The following is a 16223-nucleotide window of genomic DNA, read 5'->3' as shown; positions in this document are numbered from 1 at the left end:
TTGTGGCTTCTGAGTGTGATTACGCCCTGAGTTGTGGCACAATCGCGCCGGTTGTTACGCACACGATGGAGAGTTGATGGCTACCGATTACGACGCCCCCCGCAAGACAGAAGAAGAGCAGTCCGAAGACAGTATTGAAGAGCTCAAGGCGCGTCGCCACGAGAAGAACTCCGGCAAGGTCGACGAGGACGAGACCGAAGCGGCGGAGTCATTCGAGCTGCCCGGAGCCGACCTCTCACACGAAGAACTGGCCGTACAGGTCGTCCCGAAGCAGCTCGACGAGTTCACCTGCTCGTCCTGCTTCCTGGTTCACCACCGCAGTCAGCTCGCGTCAGAGAAGAAGAAGGGCGTCTTCATCTGCCGCGATTGCGCAGACTGAACTTTCGTACTTTTTGTGGAGCCGGTTCCGTGGGGACCGGCTCCTTTTGATTGTCCGTCGCGATGGGCTTCATGCCCGGTGGCAGATGTCCGGTCGACCTGACCCAGTAGGTCGCCGTGCCGCGGCGAACTGCCACCTTCACGAGCTCGATCGTCGCGCCGCCGATGATCGCCCAGGCAACCGCGTCCTTGGTGCTCACATCGGGATGGCGCCCATTGACGGGCGGCTTCTTGCCGGTCGCAGCCTTCCAGGTGAGTGCCGAGATCCGGCCAGCCAGAGCCCCGGCTGCCATCGAGGATCCTCGGTCCATGAGACGCCAGGCGCCCTTGCCCGGCCCCTTGGTCTTCGCGGGCGGCGCCTCTTCGAGCAGGCGCTGCTGGTCAGCCTTCTTGGTCTTCTTCGACATGCGTCGCCTCCTCGCTCGTAGAACCAGTGTGTCCCAGTGCCGCTGCGAGCGCCTCCGGTCGGCGGCTGGAGAGCAGCCAGTACGGCGTGGGGTCGCCGGCGTCGTTCACCTGCACCAGCACGCCGCGATCGAGATAGGGACGCGTCGCGAGGTACGCGCGGGCGTCGGCATCGACACCGAGCCGGGCTCGGTACTCGGCGCGGTGCAGGATCTCGACGTCACCCAGGTTCTTGTCGTCGAGCAGCGCCGAGCCCGCACGAAGGCCGTTGGCATCGACGCTGAGCCGGAGTGATCCGAACCGCCACACGGCGTATAGGCAGAATGCGCTGACGAGGACCGCCGTGACGATGGCAATCGTCCACGTCGTGGCGACGAGGAGGATCCAGCCCCAAACGAGGCCAAACACCAGGGCGCTCAACCACCAGGAGATCGGCGCCGTGAGTCGCTCGCTGTATGTCGTCACGCTCCCAGCCTGCCTCATCCCGTCTGGCCAGAGCGCGGAGGTAGGGTCGTCGCCATGACCGAGCGCAGCTGGGGGTCCCCCCGCGAGCACACCGTGAGGAATCCTCGTGAGCTCTGCGAGCAGGGGGCGGACACATTCAGGCTGTCATGCCGGTATGGCCGTATCGTGCCTTTCCTAGCGGTCGTGGCGGCATGACTGAGGTCAGTGTCACGCGGCTCGATGTGGGTGTACCGCTACCCGCTTACGCCCACCCCGGCGATGCCGGCGCCGACCTCGTCACAACCGTCGACGTAACACTTGCGCCGGGCGAACGCGCGCTCGTGCCGACAGGGATTGCCATCGCCCTGGCCGAGGGCTTTGCCGCGTTCGTCCACCCACGCTCTGGGCTCGCCCTTCGTCACGGTCTGTCGATCGTCAACACGCCCGGGACAATCGACGCCGGCTATCGGGGAGAGATCAAGGTCCTGCTCGTCAATCACGACCAGAACGACTCGATCCACCTGGTCAGGGGCGACCGTGTGGCCCAGCTCGTGATCCAACGAGTTGAACATGTCACCTTCGCCGAGGTCGCAGAGCTTTCCGACTCGGTCCGTGGTGCAGGGGGCTACGGTTCAACAGGTGGTCATGCGGCCACCGCAACCCGCGATGAGAGAAGCTGATGGCTCGCCTGCGCAAGAAGGACAGACAAGAAGTCGAGGACGTTGACGTCCCGGCTCCTGAGGCGCCCGGCGTTCGTGACCAGGGTCCCTGGGACTCGACCGAGAAGTCAGGCACAGAGGAGCAGGGCTACATCGATCTGGGATCGCTTCTGGTGCGCGGCGATGAGGGATACGCGTTGCAGCTGCCGGCGGACAACGAAGACGGCGAGATCGGATCCGTCATGTTGGTCGCAGACGACTCCGCGCTCGAGTTGCGAGCTTTTGCTGCGACCCGCTCTGGTGGGCTGTGGGACGAAGTGCGAGCGGACATCCTCGAAGAGGTGGCGCGTCTCGATGGCGAATGCACTGAAACAGAGGGGCCGTTCGGCACCGAGCTGCAGGTGACGATGCCCGCGACGATGCCTGACGGCGAGTCCGGAGTGCAGCCCAGTCTCATACTCGGTGTTGAGGGACCGCGTTGGATGTTGCGCGCGACGTTCCTCGGACAGGCGGCGTTGTTCCCCGCGGATCACCCGCTGATGTCAGCGCTGCGGAATGTGATCGTCGTACGTGGGTCCGAACCTCGGATTCAGCGCGAACCACTCCTGCTGACGATCCCTCCTAACGCCATAGCGGCCCCCCTCGAGGACTAGAATGAGAACCATGGGACGCATCAGCAAGACGCTCGAGCGGCTTTCGAGCGAGCACCAGGAGTCCAGCGAGCTCAAGCTGGACGCCGCCAAGGCAGGCTGCAAGCTCATCGCGAGTCAGCCCGACCGTGCTGTTGTCACCCTCCACGGGGTTCTGCGTTCCGTGACCCTTCGCCCGGTCGACGGCGTCACGGCCCTTGAGGCCGAGCTGTACGACGGATCGGCCAGTGTCACGCTGATCTGGCTCGGCCGGCGCAAGATCGAGGGCATCGTTGCGGGCCGTCAGCTCAAGGCGTATGGCCGCATCGGCACCCGCAATGGCTGCCGCGTGATCTACAACCCCCGTTACGAACTCGAGGCATGAGCACGCCGCACGAGACGGTTGAAGAGCTTGTTCGCGCCCGGTTGGCGACAGTGCTCGGCGGTCGTCGGGGCGTAGCGGAGAGCGCCGCACCTATCGCACTCTTCACCCTGTGCTGGATCACGACGCACAGCCTGAAGTTCTCGCTGACCGCGAGTGTGGGAGTGGCTGTTGCCCTGTTGCTCGTACGTGTCGTGCAGCGCTCGAATGTCCAGTTCGTCATCAATGCCCTGTTCGGCATCGGTATCGCGACGGTGTTCGCCGCCCGCTCCGGAGAGGCCCGTGACGTGTTCCTGCCGGGCATCCTGATCAATGGCGGCTATGCGGTCGTGTTCATCGGATCGATCCTGATCGGCTGGCCGATCGTCGGGTTCATGATCGGCAGCCTCGTCGGTGATCCGACCGGATGGCACGAGGACAGGCCACTGGTGAAGCTCTGCTCGCAACTGACGTGGATCTTGGCGCTGCCGTGTGTCCTACGCGTGGTCGTGCAGTATCCGCTGTGGGCAACTGACCACGTGGCGCTGCTCGGCACTGCCAAGCTGGCCCTCGGTTGGCCATTGCAGCTGGCATCCTTCGCGGTCATGGCCTGGCTGCTCGGCCGCAACCGTACGCCTGCAGACGCCGAGACCCGCGAAGTTCTGGGGACAGAGACCACATAGATTGATGGCATGCGCGCTAGAGAACTGGCAAAGAAGTACCCCACAGTGGGTGTGGAATCCGATGCGTGGAAGGCCGCGCAGACCATGGCGAGGGATGCGCTCCCTGGTCTGATCGTGCTGGCCGAGGACGGCTCACCCTACGCGGTGCTGCCTGGCTCACAGGTGCTTCGATTCGTGGTCCCGCAGTATGTGCAGGACGACCTCGCACTGGCCCGCGTCTACAACGAGGAGGCGGCCGAGGAGCTGTGCCGCCGTCTGACCGGGAAGACCGTCCATGAGTTGTTGCCGTCCAAGAACGACCAAGAGGAACTGCCTGTCGTAGACGGCGATGCCACGGCAATGGAAGTTGCTGCGGTCATGGCGCGAATGCACAGCCCAATCGTCGCGGTAGTGGAGGACGGAAAACTGTTGGGCGCGATCACTGCAAGCAAGCTGCTGGGCTTCCTGATGCCCGACACAGGCGCGGCCTCATGACGACAACCTTGGTGATCGTCGCGTTCATCGGGGCATACGTCCTCATCGCCACGGAGCGGATCCACCGAGTTGCCGCTGCCCTGTGGGGAGCCTCGATCATGGTCCTGCTCGGCGCCGTCGATGCGCACTCGGGATTCTTCAGCGAGGAGACGGGTGTCGACTGGAACGTCATCTTCCTGCTGCTCGGCATGATGATCATCGTCGGGGTCATCAAACAGACCGGCGTGTTCGAGTACCTTGCGATCTGGGCGGCCAAGAGAGCGCGGGGCCGGCCATTTCGGGTCATGGTGATGCTGATTCTCATCACGGCGATCGCCTCGGCTCTGCTGGACAACGTGACGGCAGTGCTGCTGATTGCTCCAGTCACACTTCTGGTCTGTGAGCGGCTCGGCCTCGATCCGATCCCGTTCCTCATTGCTGAGGCCATGGCCTCCAATATCGGCGGCACGGCCACGCTGATCGGCGATCCGCCCAACATCATCATCTCGAGCAAGGCGAACCTGACGTTCAACGACTTCCTGATCAACCTGGCACCGATCGTCGTGGTGCTTCTGGTCGTTTTCATCGGACTGTGCTGGCTGATGTTCCGGTCTGCAATGACGTACGACGAAGAGCGTGTTGCGGCCATGATGGAGCTGGAGGAGCGGGAGGCAATCCGCGACACCCGGCTACTTGCAAGAAGCATGATCGTGCTTGTCCTCGTGATGCTCGGATTCGTCCTCCACTCGGCGCTTCATGTCGAGCCGTCTCTCGTTGCGATGCTCGGTGCTGGGTTGCTTGTGGCCTGGTCCGGCGTCGAGCCCGAGGAGTACCTCGCGGAGGTCGAATGGCCGACGCTGGTCTTCTTCATGGGTCTCTTCATCATGGTGGGCGCGCTGGTCCATGAGGGAGTGATCGAGTCACTGGGCAAGTCCGCCACTGAGGCGATCGGAGATCACTACCTGCTTGCAGGCATGGGGCTCCTGTTCGGATCTGGCATTGCATCGGGCATCGTCGACAACATCCCATACGTCGCTACGATGGCGCCGCTGGTGGGCGATCTCGTACGTGAGGGTGGCGACGGCGCGGGAGTGCAGTCGTTGTGGTGGGCACTCGCACTTGGAGCTGATCTCGGCGGCAACGCGACAGCGGTGGGTGCGAGCGCCAACGTCGTGATTCTCGGAATTGCCGCACGCAACGGCCACCCGATTTCGTTCTGGCGATTCACCAAATACGGAATGATCGTGGCAACGGTGACGATCTCGGTGGCGGCTGTCTACTATTGGGCCCGCTACTTCGCCTTGGCTTGACCGTTGCGCTTCAGTGCTTGGGGGACAGCAGCTCGCCGAGGCGGTCTTCGGCGTCCTCCGGTGTGACGAACAGCAGCTCGTCACCTGCCTCGAGCGATCGATCGCTGTCGGGCGTCTGGATCGACTGATCGCGCAGGATCGCGACCAGTACGACATCGTCTGGCCACGGGACTTCGCTGACCCGCTTGCCGATGAACGGGGAGTCCTCGGGCATCGTGAGCTCGACCAGATTGGCGTTGCTCTGCCGGAACGTGAACAGTCGTACGAGATCGCCGACCGCCACTGCTTCCTCAACGAGAGCTGCCATGAGGCGCGGTGTCGACACCGAGACGTCGACGCCCCAGGACTCGCTGAACAGCCATTCGTTGCTCGGATGATTGACGCGCCCGACCGTACGAGGGACTGCGAACTCGGTCTTCGCGAGCAGGGAGATGACGAGGTTGGCCTTGTCATCACCCGTCGATGAGATCACGACGTCGGCTGACTCGAGCTGCGCCTCGGCAAGCGATGACAACTCGCAGGCGTCGGCGAGCAGCCATTGCGCTTCAGGAACTATGTCGGACCTGATCGACGAGGGGGACTTGTCGATGAGCAGCACGGTGTGACCGTTGTCGATCAGCTCTTGGGCCACGGAACGCCCGACGGCGCCTGCTCCTGCGATGACGACGCGCATCAGTCCGCCACCGGTCCAGCCTCGATGGCGGCGTGGGCGCGATCCGCGGCATCTTCACGCATGAACACGCTCAGGAAATCGCCTTCCTGGATGACAGTGTCTGCCGTGGCAATCAGTCCGGAACCCAAGCGCGTCAGGTAGGCAACGCGTACGCCGGTCTGTGCTTCGAGCCGGTCGATTCGCTGGCCGATCCAGGGGAACGGGACAAAGACGGTGTCGAGTCGTACGTCACCGGACTGGTCACGCCAAGCAGGCTCTGAGCCAGCAGGTACGAGACGGCGAAGAACTTGGTCGGCAGCCCACGGGACGGTCGCCACTGTGGGTACGCCGAGACGTTCGTAGACCTCAGCACGGCCCGGGTCGTAGATCCTCGCGACGACGGTGTCGACCTTGAACTGCTCGCGGGCCACCCGCGCGGAGATGATGTTGGAGTTGTCACCACTGGAGACTGCGGCGAACCCGTCGGCGCGTTCGATGCCGGCTTCCTTGAGCACCTCACGGTCGAAGCCGAGGCCAGTGACCGTAAGACCGCTGAAGCCCGGTCCGAGCCGCCGAAACGCGTCAGGGTTGGAGTCGATCACGGCTGTGGTGTGGCCGCGTTCCTCGAGGCTGTGGCTGAGAGTGGAGCCGACGCGGCCGCAACCCATGATCACGATGTGCACGCAGGCGACGCTACACCGAGTCGGGATACTGCGCGCACAGGATGTGACGCAGGTCTAGCATCGACTCTCGTGGGTATCACCGAAGGACTCAAGCGAGCACTTGTCGGACGCAAGCTCCGCAGCACCCAACTCGGAGAGACCCTCCTCCCGAAGCGGATTGCGCTGCCTGTCTTCGCCAGCGACCCCCTTTCGTCCGTGGCCTACTCGCCCGACGAGATCTTCCTGACGCTTTCGGTCGCAGGAGTCGGTGCGTACACCTACTCGTGGAAGATCGGTCTGTTCATCGCGTTCGTCATGTTGGCCGTGGTGGCGTCCTATCGCCAGAACGTTCAGGCATACCAGAGCGGCGGTGGCGACTACGAAGTTGCCACAGTGAACCTCGGCGCCAGCGCTGGACTCGGCGTTGCGAGCGCCCTGTGGGTCGACTACGTGCTCACAGTTGCGGTGTCGATCTCCTCGGCAGCGCAGTACCTCGGGAGTGCCGTGTCGGTCTTCCAGGGTCACGAGGTCGCTGTCGCGGTCACTGGTGTCGTGCTGCTGACTGCAATCAACCTCCGCGGAGCGAAGGAGTCCGGCACTGCCTTCGCGATTCCGACGTACGTGTTCATCGTCTCGATGCTCGCCATGGTCGCCTGGGGATTCCTTCGCGAGTTTGTGGGCGGCGGACTGCCTGACGCTGAGACGGCCGAATTCACGATCCTGCCGGAGGATCCGTTCATGTCGGGGCTGGGTGGGCTGGCATTCGCGTTCCTGCTGCTTCGCGCATTTGCCTCCGGATGTGCAACGTTGACGGGCGTCGAGGCGATTGCGAATGGAGTTCCCGCGTTCCGCCCGCCTAAGGGCAAGAATGCCGCGACGACTCTCCTCATCCTGGGGGCTGTCGCAACGACGCTCGCGTTCTCCATCGTCGTGCTTGCCAACATCACCAACGTACGCATCGCCGAGGATCCGGCCGAGCAGCTTTTGCGGCCAGACGGCAGCCCGGTCGGTCATGACTTTCACCAGGATCCGATCGTCGGCCAGTTGGCGCGGGTGATCTTCGATCACTTCCCGCCAGGGTTCCTCATCGTCACGGTGGCAACCGGGCTGATCCTGCTGCTGGCTGCCAACACTGCGTTCAACGGGTTTCCCGTTCTTGGCTCGATCCTCGCCAGAGATCGCTACATGCCTCGCCAACTCGACACGCGTGGCGACCGCCTGGCGTTCAGCAACGGCATCGCACTTTTGGCCTTCTTTGCGATAGCTCTGATCATCGCGTTCGACGCACAGGTCACTCGGCTCATCCAGCTCTACATCGTCGGGGTATTCGTCTCGTTCACGCTGAGCCAGGCGGGCATGGTGCGGCACTGGACCCGCTTGCTCAAGGACACGACTGACCGTTCCGTGCGGATTCGCTACAACCGCAGCCGCGCAATCAACGGTTTCGGCTTCATGGTCACCGGAGTAGTACTGGTGGTCGTCCTGATCACCAAGTTCACCCATGGAGCATGGATTGCCATCCTGGCCATGGTGATCGTGTTCCTTCTCATGAAGGCCATTCGAGGTCACTACGACCGGGTCTCCCTCGAGCTGGAGATCCACGATTCAGATGTCACGCTGCCCTCACGCGTGCATGCGATTGTCCTGGTCAGCAAGCTGCACAAGCCCACGATGCGGGCGTTGGCGTATGCGCGGGTGTCGCGGCCCAACACGATCGAGGCTCTGACCGTTGAGTTCGACCCGGCCGAAACCGAAGCAATGATGCAGCGTTGGGATGAGCTTGCGATCCCGGTTCCGCTGAAGGTCATCAACTCGCCCTATCGCGAGCTCGTACGACCGGTGCTCCGGTACGTGAAGGAGCTCCGCAAGGCCAGCCCGCGGGACGTGATCACGGTCTACATCCCCGAATACGTCGTCGGCCGATGGTGGGAGCAGCTGCTCCACAACCAGACGGCGCTGCGTCTCAAGGGCCGACTCCTGTTCATGCCCGGCGTCATGGTCACCAGCGTGCCGTATCAGCTTGACTCCGCCGGCAAGGCCAAGGAACGCCTCAGCAAGGAGCGACCCGCAGCAGGTGACGTGCGTCGCGGCTTCCAAGGTGACTGACCACGTGCAGGATCTCGTCGTCGACGTCGGTCCGATCGCGCACGGCGGGCACTGCGTGGCTCGGATCGACGGGCAAGTGGTGTTCGTGAGGCATGCCCTGCCGGGCGAGCGCGTACGGATCCAGATCACCGACAGCTCGAAGTCCTTCCTGCGTGCCGATGCCGTCGAGATCGTCGACGCCGCGCCAGGTCGCGTCACACCACCGTGTGCGTACGCGGGGCAGTGCGGCGGTTGCGACTTCCAACACGTCGATCCCGCTGTTCAGCGAACACTGCTTGGTGGTGTCGTACGAGAGCAGCTCCAGCGCCTGGCCGGGATCGAGTGGTCTGGTGAGGTCGAGCCCGTCGATCCTCCCGATCTGGGCTGGCGTACGCGAGTGACCTTCGCGGTCGACCATGACGGCAGACCTGGGCTGCGAAGGCACCGGTCGCACGACGTCATACCGGTTGATCGATGCGTCATCGCACACCCCGACATCCCGCCGGTTCTCGGCCACACGTGGGATGCCGAGTCGGTCGAGTCGATCGTCTCGTCGACGGGGGAGCGATTGCTCGTCACCGACGCCTCGATCTCCGACGAAGTGGAAGCCGCCGTGGACGGTGTGGTCGCCGTGGACGGAACCACACGGGGTGGCCGAGGCGCCCTCACCGAGCGAGTGCACGACAAGGAATTTCGAGTCTCGGGGTCGGGCTTCTGGCAGGTGCACCCTGCTGCAGCCTCAACCTTGGTCGACGCGGTGCTCTCAGGCGCGATGGCCAGAGACGGAGATGTAGTCGCCGACCTCTACGCCGGAGTCGGGCTGTTCACCGCCTTCCTGGCGGACGCGGTGGGGGAGACCGGCACCGTGATCAGTGTCGAGTCCGATCAGCAGGCGGCCAAGGACGCACGCCGCAACTTGCACGGATCGGCGCAGGTCAAGCTGGTCGGCGCCACTGTTGAGCGCGCGCTGCGAGAAGGATTGGTTGGCGTGCACGCGGATGTCGTGGTCCTGGACCCTCCGCGTACCGGCGCCAAGAAGGTCGTACCAGCGATTGTCGAGCTCTCGCCGCGACGGATTGTGTACGTCGCGTGCGATCCGGCGGCACTCGCCCGCGACCTGGCCACCTTCGAAACGCTCGGATACACGCTGGACGGCTTGCGCGCGTTCGCGCTGTTCCCGATGACGCATCACGTCGAATGCGTGGCGATTCTCGTACGGAAGTGAGCGAACTCCGTGCCAGAGTGAGGCATGCGCTTCGCCGACCCGTCCGTGTGCCCGAGCTGCGCCGCCCCGATCAGTGGGCGTTCGATCTGCACCAAGTGCGGTTTCGACCTGACCTCCCAGGCGGCCAGGGAGCTCTGGCAGACGTTGCTCCACGCCGATGCATTGCTGGAGAAGGCTCGTTCGACGGCCGCCCCGGCCGCCCCGGTCGCTGAACCGGCTGTGGCCGCCGCGACACTGCCCAAGGCGCCTGCGATGCCGAAGCCACCGGTCCAACGCAAGATGTCGACCGGATCGATCCTGTTGGGACTCGGGGCGCTTTGCATCCTCGTCGCGGGGATCATCTTCGTCACCGTGTCGTGGGGCTCGCTCGGCGTCACGGGCCGGGCACTCGTGCTGCTGGCATTCACCGCAGTCATTGGCCTCCTCGCCACATTGATCACTCGGCGTGGACTGAGGGCGTCTGCCGAGGCGATGTGGACAGTATTCCTGGGACTCGTGACCGTCGACTGGTTCGCCGCGTGGGACCAAGGACTTTTCGGTCTGGACGGCTTGTCTCCGGTTGCTGCGACAGCGGGATGGTCGACAGTGATGTTCGCGGTTGGCTCGTACGTCGTGCAATGGGCCAGGCCTCGACTCGAATCGACGAATGGGGGTCCCCCCAACAACGAGGGCGTAGCCGTTGGGGGACTCATTGCTCCGATGATCGTCGCGGGCGTTGCGCCGTGGATCGGTGGAGCGGCCATCGGTGTCGAGCTGTTCGATGAGGCGGACTGGACACCGTTCTGGTCCGCCCTCGTGGCGACGGCGTTCGTGGCGGCGTTCTTGCTGATCGCGTTGAGGCTCAAGCACCAGGTCACGTCGATCCTGCTCGCCATCGCCGGAGCCGTCGGGGTTGTGGTCATGGCCATTGCGGCCTTGGTCGAAGCGTTTGAGAACCCAAGTGCCGAGCAGCTCTTCACCGAGCGCCACGGCCTGCCCCTGCTCGTGATCGTGCTCATCGCGATTGCCGTCAGCATCCTCGAACGCCGTACGGCCATGGTCGCCGCCACGATTGCACTACTGGGTCTCGCGACGTTGATCGTCCTCCCGGTGGAGTCGGCGCACGGAGATCGAGGAGCCATGCTCGCCGTCGCTGGATTGGTGGTTGCCGGCGGGCTGGCGCTCAGGCGCGTTGACCCATGGTCAGCCGGAGCGCGTATCGGCACAGGGCTTCTCGGCACCGGGCTCGGCGCTGCCGCCCTGCCCTGGCTCGACACCGTCGGCACACTGGTCGAGGAGTCCTTCGATTCCACTGACGGCCTGGAGACGTTTTGGTCGCGGCCATCCATGATTGAGGAAGGTCCGGGGCCCTGGTGGCTTGCCGCCACCGTCTTCGGCGCTCTCGCGGTCGGTGTCTTCCTCGTCCGATGGTGGCCAGAGGCGAAGTCCGTACGTTTGTGGCTCGCGCCAGCCGCGATGGTGATCGCGCTGGTTGGTGCCATGGTTGCGCTGGCTGCGGGCGAAGTGCCGTTCACCATCGTTGCGCTGGTAGCGATCGCGATGGGCGCAGCACTGTCGGAGGCGCCACCGCGCGACAACCTCGTATGGAGTCTGGTCGGCCCTGCAGTCGTCGCACTAGCTCCGGTCCTGTCCTTGCCCTCGCGGTCAGCCACGCTGGTCGTCTGGCTCATCGCTTCCGCAGTGCTTGCCGCAATCGTGGTCCGGTCCAAGGACATGTGGCGGCGCGATCTCACGGCGTTCGCCGCCGCAGGTTGGGGCTTGGGAGCTGTTGGCATCGCAACCGAGCTCGCCGACCAACCCGATCGGTACGTCGCGCTCTCCCTGGTCATTGCCGCGAGTGTTGGTCTGGCAGTTGCGTCCGTGCCGCTGCGTTCGGTGATCGGCCGCCGCGGCGTTGAAGCTGCCACGGTCCTGGTCGCGGCCGTCGGCATCGGAATTGCCAGTGTGGGTGACGTGTCCCTCGGCTGGCTCGCCGCCATCTGGACTGTTGTTGGTGCGGCGGTCTCATTGATCTCGCTGTTCACACCAGATCGGCCCTACTTCCGTTGGGTCGGATTCGGAGCACTCGGATTCGCGTATGTGCTCCGCCTCGTTGCGAGCGATGTCGAGACGGTCGAGGCCTATACGCTCCCGTTCGGCGCCGTCCTCCTCGTTGCTGGTCTGTGGTGGATGCGCGGCAACCCGGAAGTCACGACAGTCAGGGCACTCGGATCAGGGTTGCTGCTCGCGTTGCTGCCAAGCCTTCCGCTCGCCTTGGACGAGCCGACCGGACTTCGCGCGTTGCTGCTTGGTATTGGTGCGTTCGTGGCCTTGACGATCGGTGTCGCAAAGAAGTGGAAGGCGCCGTTCGTGATCGGAGCCGCGATCCTGTTGCTGCTCGTTCTCGTCAACGTCGGGCCGCTTGCGCTCGCACTTCCGCGCTGGGTGCTGATCGCATCAGCTGGCGCGCTGCTGCTGGGCGCTGGAGTCACGTGGGAAGACCGGGTTCGCAACGGTCGCGCCGTCACCACATATGTGGCTTCCATGCGGTAGGACAGACCTATGGACGAGTTCCGGACGACCAAGCAGCTGCGGCGAGACGCACTCGTACAAGACGCGCTGCTCTTCAGCCTCGCGTTCACCATCGGAGCGTTGCTGTACTTCGCGGGACGAGGTGTGCACGCATTGCTCGCCGACAGCACGAGTGACTTCTGGTCCATCAGCCTCTCGGACGACCTTCTGCTCAGCGGGCTCATCGCCGGCGAGCTGTTCCTGATCTGGAACAACGGCTTGCGTCAGGGCATTCGTGGCCACAGCATCGGCAAGCACCGGATGGGCCTCAAGGTCGTCGATGTCGGAGATGACGCACCGACCGGCCCATGGAGGGGTTTGCTGCGCGGACTCGTCATGGCGGCGCTGCTCGATCTGTCAGTTGCTGCCATTCCAATTGGCCTCCCGACCGCCTTGCGTCGCCTGACCCCAGAGAGCTGGCATTTCGGGGGAGCGGCCTACCTCGCTCTCTTGGTACTTCTGATCCCGCTGCTCCTGCCAACGGGTCGCGGGTTTGCCGATTGGGTCACTCGTACCAAGGTCATACGTGCGGAAGGCGCTGATGCAGTTACCGCTTCAAGTCGACGCCGTGCTCTGGTGGCGCTCGACGTTGCCGGCGTCGCAGGTGTGCTCGCGGTCGCGCTGCTCTACATCTTCTTCTTCTCGCCGTTCCTGCTGCAGTTCCCGCGTCTCCTCTGATGGACGCTGTCTAGAACCTCTCGACATCATGTATCTTGATATCAAGACAGTTTGAATGAGAATGCTGTGTTAGGGCAACCTGACCATGCATTGTGAGCCGATGCTGGGCAGGATGGGACCTGACAGCGTGAAGGAGAAGACATGGCCGTCGACAGTTTTCAGTCCAAGGACTCACTCAAGGTCGGGGACACCTCCTACGACTACTACCGCCTGGAAGCGGTGACAGGTGAGGGACTCGACGTCTCCACCCTTCCGTTCAGCCTGAAGGTCCTCCTTGAGTCGCTGCTCCGCACCGAGGACGGCGCCGACATCACCAAGGCTGACATCGAGGCGCTGGCCGGCTGGGACGCCAATGCCGAGCCCAGCAAAGAAATCCAGTTCACGCCCGCCCGCGTGATCATGCAGGACTTCACCGGCGTTCCGTGCGTGGTCGACCTCGCCACGATGCGTGAAGCCATGGCTGACCTCGGGGGAGACGCCACCAAGATCAACCCGCTCGCTCCCGCCGAGATGGTCATCGACCACTCCGTGATCGCCGATGTCTTCGGTACGCCTGAGGCATTCGAGCGCAACGTCGAGATCGAGTACGAGCGCAACCGCGAGCGCTACCAGTTCCTCCGCTGGGGCCAAGGCGCATTCGACGACTTCAAGGTCGTCCCGCCGGGCACCGGCATCGTGCACCAGGTCAACATCGAGAAGCTCGCCCGCGTCGTCTTCGACAAGAACGGGACGGTCTACCCCGATTCCTGCGTCGGCACCGACTCGCACACCACGATGGTCAACGGCCTGGGCGTCGTCGGCTGGGGCGTCGGCGGCATCGAGGCCGAGGCAGCCATGCTCGGTCAGCCGATCAGCATGCTGATCCCTCGCGTCGTCGGCTTCAAGCTGTCCGGTGAGCTGCCCTCTGGTGCCACCGCTACGGACCTCGTGCTCGTCATCACCGAGATGCTGCGCAAGCACGGCGTGGTCGGCAAGTTCGTCGAGTTCTACGGATCGGGCGTCGGCGCCGTACCGCTGGCCAACCGCGCCACGATCGGCAACATGAGCCCCGAGTACGGCTCCACGATCGCGGTCTTCCCGATCGATGACGAGACCACCAAGTACCTCCGTCTGACGGGTCGCACCGAGGACGAGATTGCTCTCGTCGAGGCATACGCGAAGGCTCAGGGCCTGTGGCACAACGCCGACAACGAACCGCGCTTCTCCGAGTACCTCGAGCTTGATCTGGGCGACGTCGTGCCCTCGATCGCCGGCCCGAAGCGTCCTCAGGACCGCGTTTCGCTGACCGATTCGGTGTCGTCCTTCAAGACGGCACTCGCTGACTACGCAGGCACATCGGACGCAAGCAACAAGCAGTCGGTGACGCTCGAGGACGGTACGACGTTCGAGCTCGACCATGGCGCGGTCACGATCGCGGCGATCACGTCGTGCACCAACACGTCCAACCCGTCAGTCATGATCGGTGCCGGACTGCTCGCCAAGAAGGCCGTCGAGAAGGGTCTGCAGCGCAAGCCGTGGGTCAAGACGACGCTGGCACCGGGTTCCAAGGTCGTCACGGAGTACTACTCGAAGTCCGGCCTGGACGTCTACCTCGACAAGCTCGGATTCAACCTCGTCGGCTACGGCTGCACGACCTGCATCGGCAACTCTGGCCCACTGATCCCCGAGGTCAGCAAGGCTGTCAACGACGGCGACCTCGCCGTCACCGCTGTGCTGTCGGGCAACCGCAACTTCGAGGGACGCATCAACCCCGACATCAAGATGAACTACCTCGCGTCACCGCCGCTGGTCATCGCGTATGCGCTGGCAGGCTCGATGGACGTCGACCTCTACGCCGACCCGCTCGGCCAGGACGCCGACGGGAACGACGTGTTCATGAAGGACATCTGGCCGACACCGCAGGAGATCGAGGACGTCATCGCGTCGTCGATCGACTCCGACACATTCAGCCGTGAGTACGCCGACGTGTTCGCCGGTGACGAGCGCTGGCAGAACCTGCCGACGCCCGACGGTGACGTGTTCGAGTGGGATCCCAACTCGACGTACGTCCGTAAGGCGCCCTACTTCGACGGCATGGGTCTTGAGCCAGATCCGGTCACTGAGGTCAGCGGCGCACGTGTGCTGCTCAAGCTCGGCGACTCGGTCACGACCGACCACATCAGCCCGGCAGGTGCGATCAAGAAGGACAGCCCGGCCGGCACGTACCTCTCGGAGCACGGCATCGAGCCCCGAGACTTCAACTCGTACGGATCGCGTCGCGGCAACCACGAGGTCATGATCCGTGGCACCTTCGCCAACATCCGCCTGCGCAACCAGTTGGCGCCGGGCACCGAGGGTGGCTTCACCCGCGACCTGCTCGCCGAAGGCACTCCGGTCACGACGGTGTTCGAGGCTTCCGAGAAGTACATCGACGCAGGCATTCCGCTTGTCGTCCTGTCCGGCAAGGAGTACGGCTCCGGCTCGTCGCGTGACTGGGCGGCCAAGGGCACCGCGCTCCTGGGCGTCAAGGTCGTCATCGCCGAGTCCTACGAGCGCATTCACCGCTCCAACCTCCTCGGCATGGGCGTGCTCCCGCTGCAGTACCCAGCCGGTCAGACGGCCGAGTCGCTGGGTCTGACGGGGGAGGAGACGTTCGACTTCACCGGCATCACCGAGCTGAACGAAGGACGCATCCCCAAGACGGTTCACATCAAGGCCGGCGGAGTCGAGTTCGACGCAGTTGTCCGAATTGACACTCCCGGTGAAGCCAACTACTACCGCAACGGCGGCATCATGCCGTACGTGCTGCGCAGCCTTCTCGACTGACATACCTGCAGGTCAGGGGCATCATCGGCGACGGTGATGCCCCTTTCGCATGTCCCAAAACGGCACGCGACACGCCGTGCAGAATTTGTTGTCCGGGAGGCTGGACGTGACGGCGATCACGCTATACGTTGTTGCAAACAACAATTGCGCGCCGATGACCAACTCATGTCCATCGCGTGACGCACTACTGGAGAATGAGGAGGCGGTCTGTGTGAAGCGGACACGCAATCTGGTACTTGCGACA

17 protein-coding genes are annotated in these 16223 nt (G+C 63.9%); 13 read left to right on the top strand and 4 right to left on the bottom strand.

What is annotated here, in order from left to right:
• The first annotated feature begins 76 nt into the window (after window positions 1–76).
• A complete protein-coding gene (locus V6M39_RS12265; RefSeq protein WP_309970051.1) occupies window positions 77–379 on the top strand; it encodes a DUF4193 domain-containing protein in 303 nt (100 codons plus the stop codon).
• On the opposite strand, the gene V6M39_RS12260 is transcribed toward V6M39_RS12265, so the two are convergent.
• Window positions 354–785 carry a DUF4235 domain-containing protein gene (locus V6M39_RS12260; protein WP_332644098.1) on the bottom strand — a complete coding sequence of 144 codons (432 nt, stop codon included), beginning with the start codon at window positions 783–785 and terminating at the stop codon, window positions 354–356. The two genes, V6M39_RS12265 and V6M39_RS12260, sit on opposite strands and share 26 nt — an antisense overlap.
• Entirely contained in the window at window positions 760–1248 is a 489-nt protein-coding gene (locus V6M39_RS12255; RefSeq protein WP_332644097.1) for a DUF3093 domain-containing protein, read from the bottom strand. Before V6M39_RS12255 ends, V6M39_RS12260 begins: the two co-directional genes overlap by 26 nt.
• A 191-nt stretch (window positions 1249–1439) precedes the next feature.
• Here V6M39_RS12255 and dut point away from each other — a divergent pair, with 191 nt between their 5' ends.
• Genes dut through V6M39_RS12225 form a run of 6 tightly spaced genes read left to right on the top strand, consistent with a single transcriptional unit; the run spans window position 1440 to window position 5322 of the window.
• On the top strand, window positions 1440–1907 hold the full coding sequence (gene dut, locus V6M39_RS12250; RefSeq protein WP_332644096.1) for a dUTP diphosphatase: 468 nt from the start codon (window positions 1440–1442) through the stop codon (window positions 1905–1907).
• Entirely contained in the window at window positions 1907–2539 is a 633-nt protein-coding gene (locus V6M39_RS12245; protein ID WP_332644095.1) for a DUF3710 domain-containing protein, read from the top strand. Before dut ends, V6M39_RS12245 begins: the two co-directional genes overlap by 1 nt.
• Window positions 2540–2549: 10 nt before the next feature.
• Window positions 2550–2900: an OB-fold nucleic acid binding domain-containing protein gene (locus V6M39_RS12240; RefSeq protein WP_332644094.1), complete on the top strand. Its 351-nt coding sequence runs from the start codon at window positions 2550–2552 to the stop codon at window positions 2898–2900.
• Window positions 2897–3559, top strand: coding sequence for a DUF3159 domain-containing protein (locus V6M39_RS12235; RefSeq protein WP_332644093.1), 663 nt, complete (start codon window positions 2897–2899; stop codon window positions 3557–3559). The genes V6M39_RS12240 and V6M39_RS12235 overlap by 4 nt, the downstream gene beginning before the upstream one ends.
• Before the next feature lie 9 nt (window positions 3560–3568).
• Window positions 3569–4033, top strand: a complete 465-nt coding sequence (locus V6M39_RS12230; protein WP_332644092.1) for a CBS domain-containing protein — start codon at window positions 3569–3571, stop codon at window positions 4031–4033.
• A complete protein-coding gene (locus V6M39_RS12225; protein ID WP_332644091.1) occupies window positions 4030–5322 on the top strand; it encodes an ArsB/NhaD family transporter in 1293 nt (430 codons plus the stop codon). The genes V6M39_RS12230 and V6M39_RS12225 overlap by 4 nt, the downstream gene beginning before the upstream one ends.
• A 10-nt stretch (window positions 5323–5332) precedes the next feature.
• Here V6M39_RS12225 and V6M39_RS12220 read toward each other — a convergent pair whose 3' ends face one another.
• Entirely contained in the window at window positions 5333–5995 is a 663-nt protein-coding gene (locus tag V6M39_RS12220; protein WP_332644090.1) for a potassium channel family protein, read from the bottom strand.
• On the bottom strand, window positions 5995–6657 hold the full coding sequence (locus V6M39_RS12215; protein ID WP_332644089.1) for a potassium channel family protein: 663 nt from the start codon (window positions 6655–6657) through the stop codon (window positions 5995–5997). The genes V6M39_RS12220 and V6M39_RS12215 overlap by 1 nt, the downstream gene beginning before the upstream one ends.
• A gap of 69 nt (window positions 6658–6726) precedes the next feature.
• On the opposite strand from V6M39_RS12215, the gene V6M39_RS12210 reads away from it, so the two are divergent.
• The 6 genes from V6M39_RS12210 to V6M39_RS12185 form a co-directional block, all read left to right on the top strand.
• Complete coding sequence (locus V6M39_RS12210; RefSeq protein ID WP_332644088.1) at window positions 6727–8742, top strand: APC family permease; 2016 nt, start codon at window positions 6727–6729, stop codon at window positions 8740–8742.
• A complete protein-coding gene (locus V6M39_RS12205; RefSeq protein ID WP_332644087.1) occupies window positions 8735–9946 on the top strand; it encodes a class I SAM-dependent RNA methyltransferase in 1212 nt (403 codons plus the stop codon). The genes V6M39_RS12210 and V6M39_RS12205 overlap by 8 nt, the downstream gene beginning before the upstream one ends.
• 24 nt (window positions 9947–9970) lie before the next feature.
• Entirely contained in the window at window positions 9971–12478 is a 2508-nt protein-coding gene (locus tag V6M39_RS12200) for an SCO7613 C-terminal domain-containing membrane protein (RefSeq protein WP_332644086.1), read from the top strand.
• Between the two features lie 9 nt (window positions 12479–12487).
• On the top strand, window positions 12488–13174 hold the full coding sequence (locus V6M39_RS12195) for an RDD family protein (protein WP_332644085.1): 687 nt from the start codon (window positions 12488–12490) through the stop codon (window positions 13172–13174).
• Between the two features lie 141 nt (window positions 13175–13315).
• Complete coding sequence (gene acnA / locus V6M39_RS12190) at window positions 13316–15979, top strand: aconitate hydratase AcnA (RefSeq protein WP_332644084.1); 2664 nt, start codon at window positions 13316–13318, stop codon at window positions 15977–15979.
• 49 nt (window positions 15980–16028) lie between these two features.
• Window positions 16029–16223: hypothetical protein (locus V6M39_RS12185; RefSeq protein ID WP_332644083.1), on the top strand; the 195-nt coding region annotated here is incomplete at its 3' end.

The sequence above is a fragment of the Aeromicrobium sp. genome, assembly GCF_036675695.1.
GTDB lineage: Bacteria > Actinomycetota > Actinomycetes > Propionibacteriales > Nocardioidaceae > Aeromicrobium.
The sequence above is the reverse complement of the archived record's forward strand: the minus strand, read 5'-3'. Positions and strand labels throughout refer to the sequence as shown.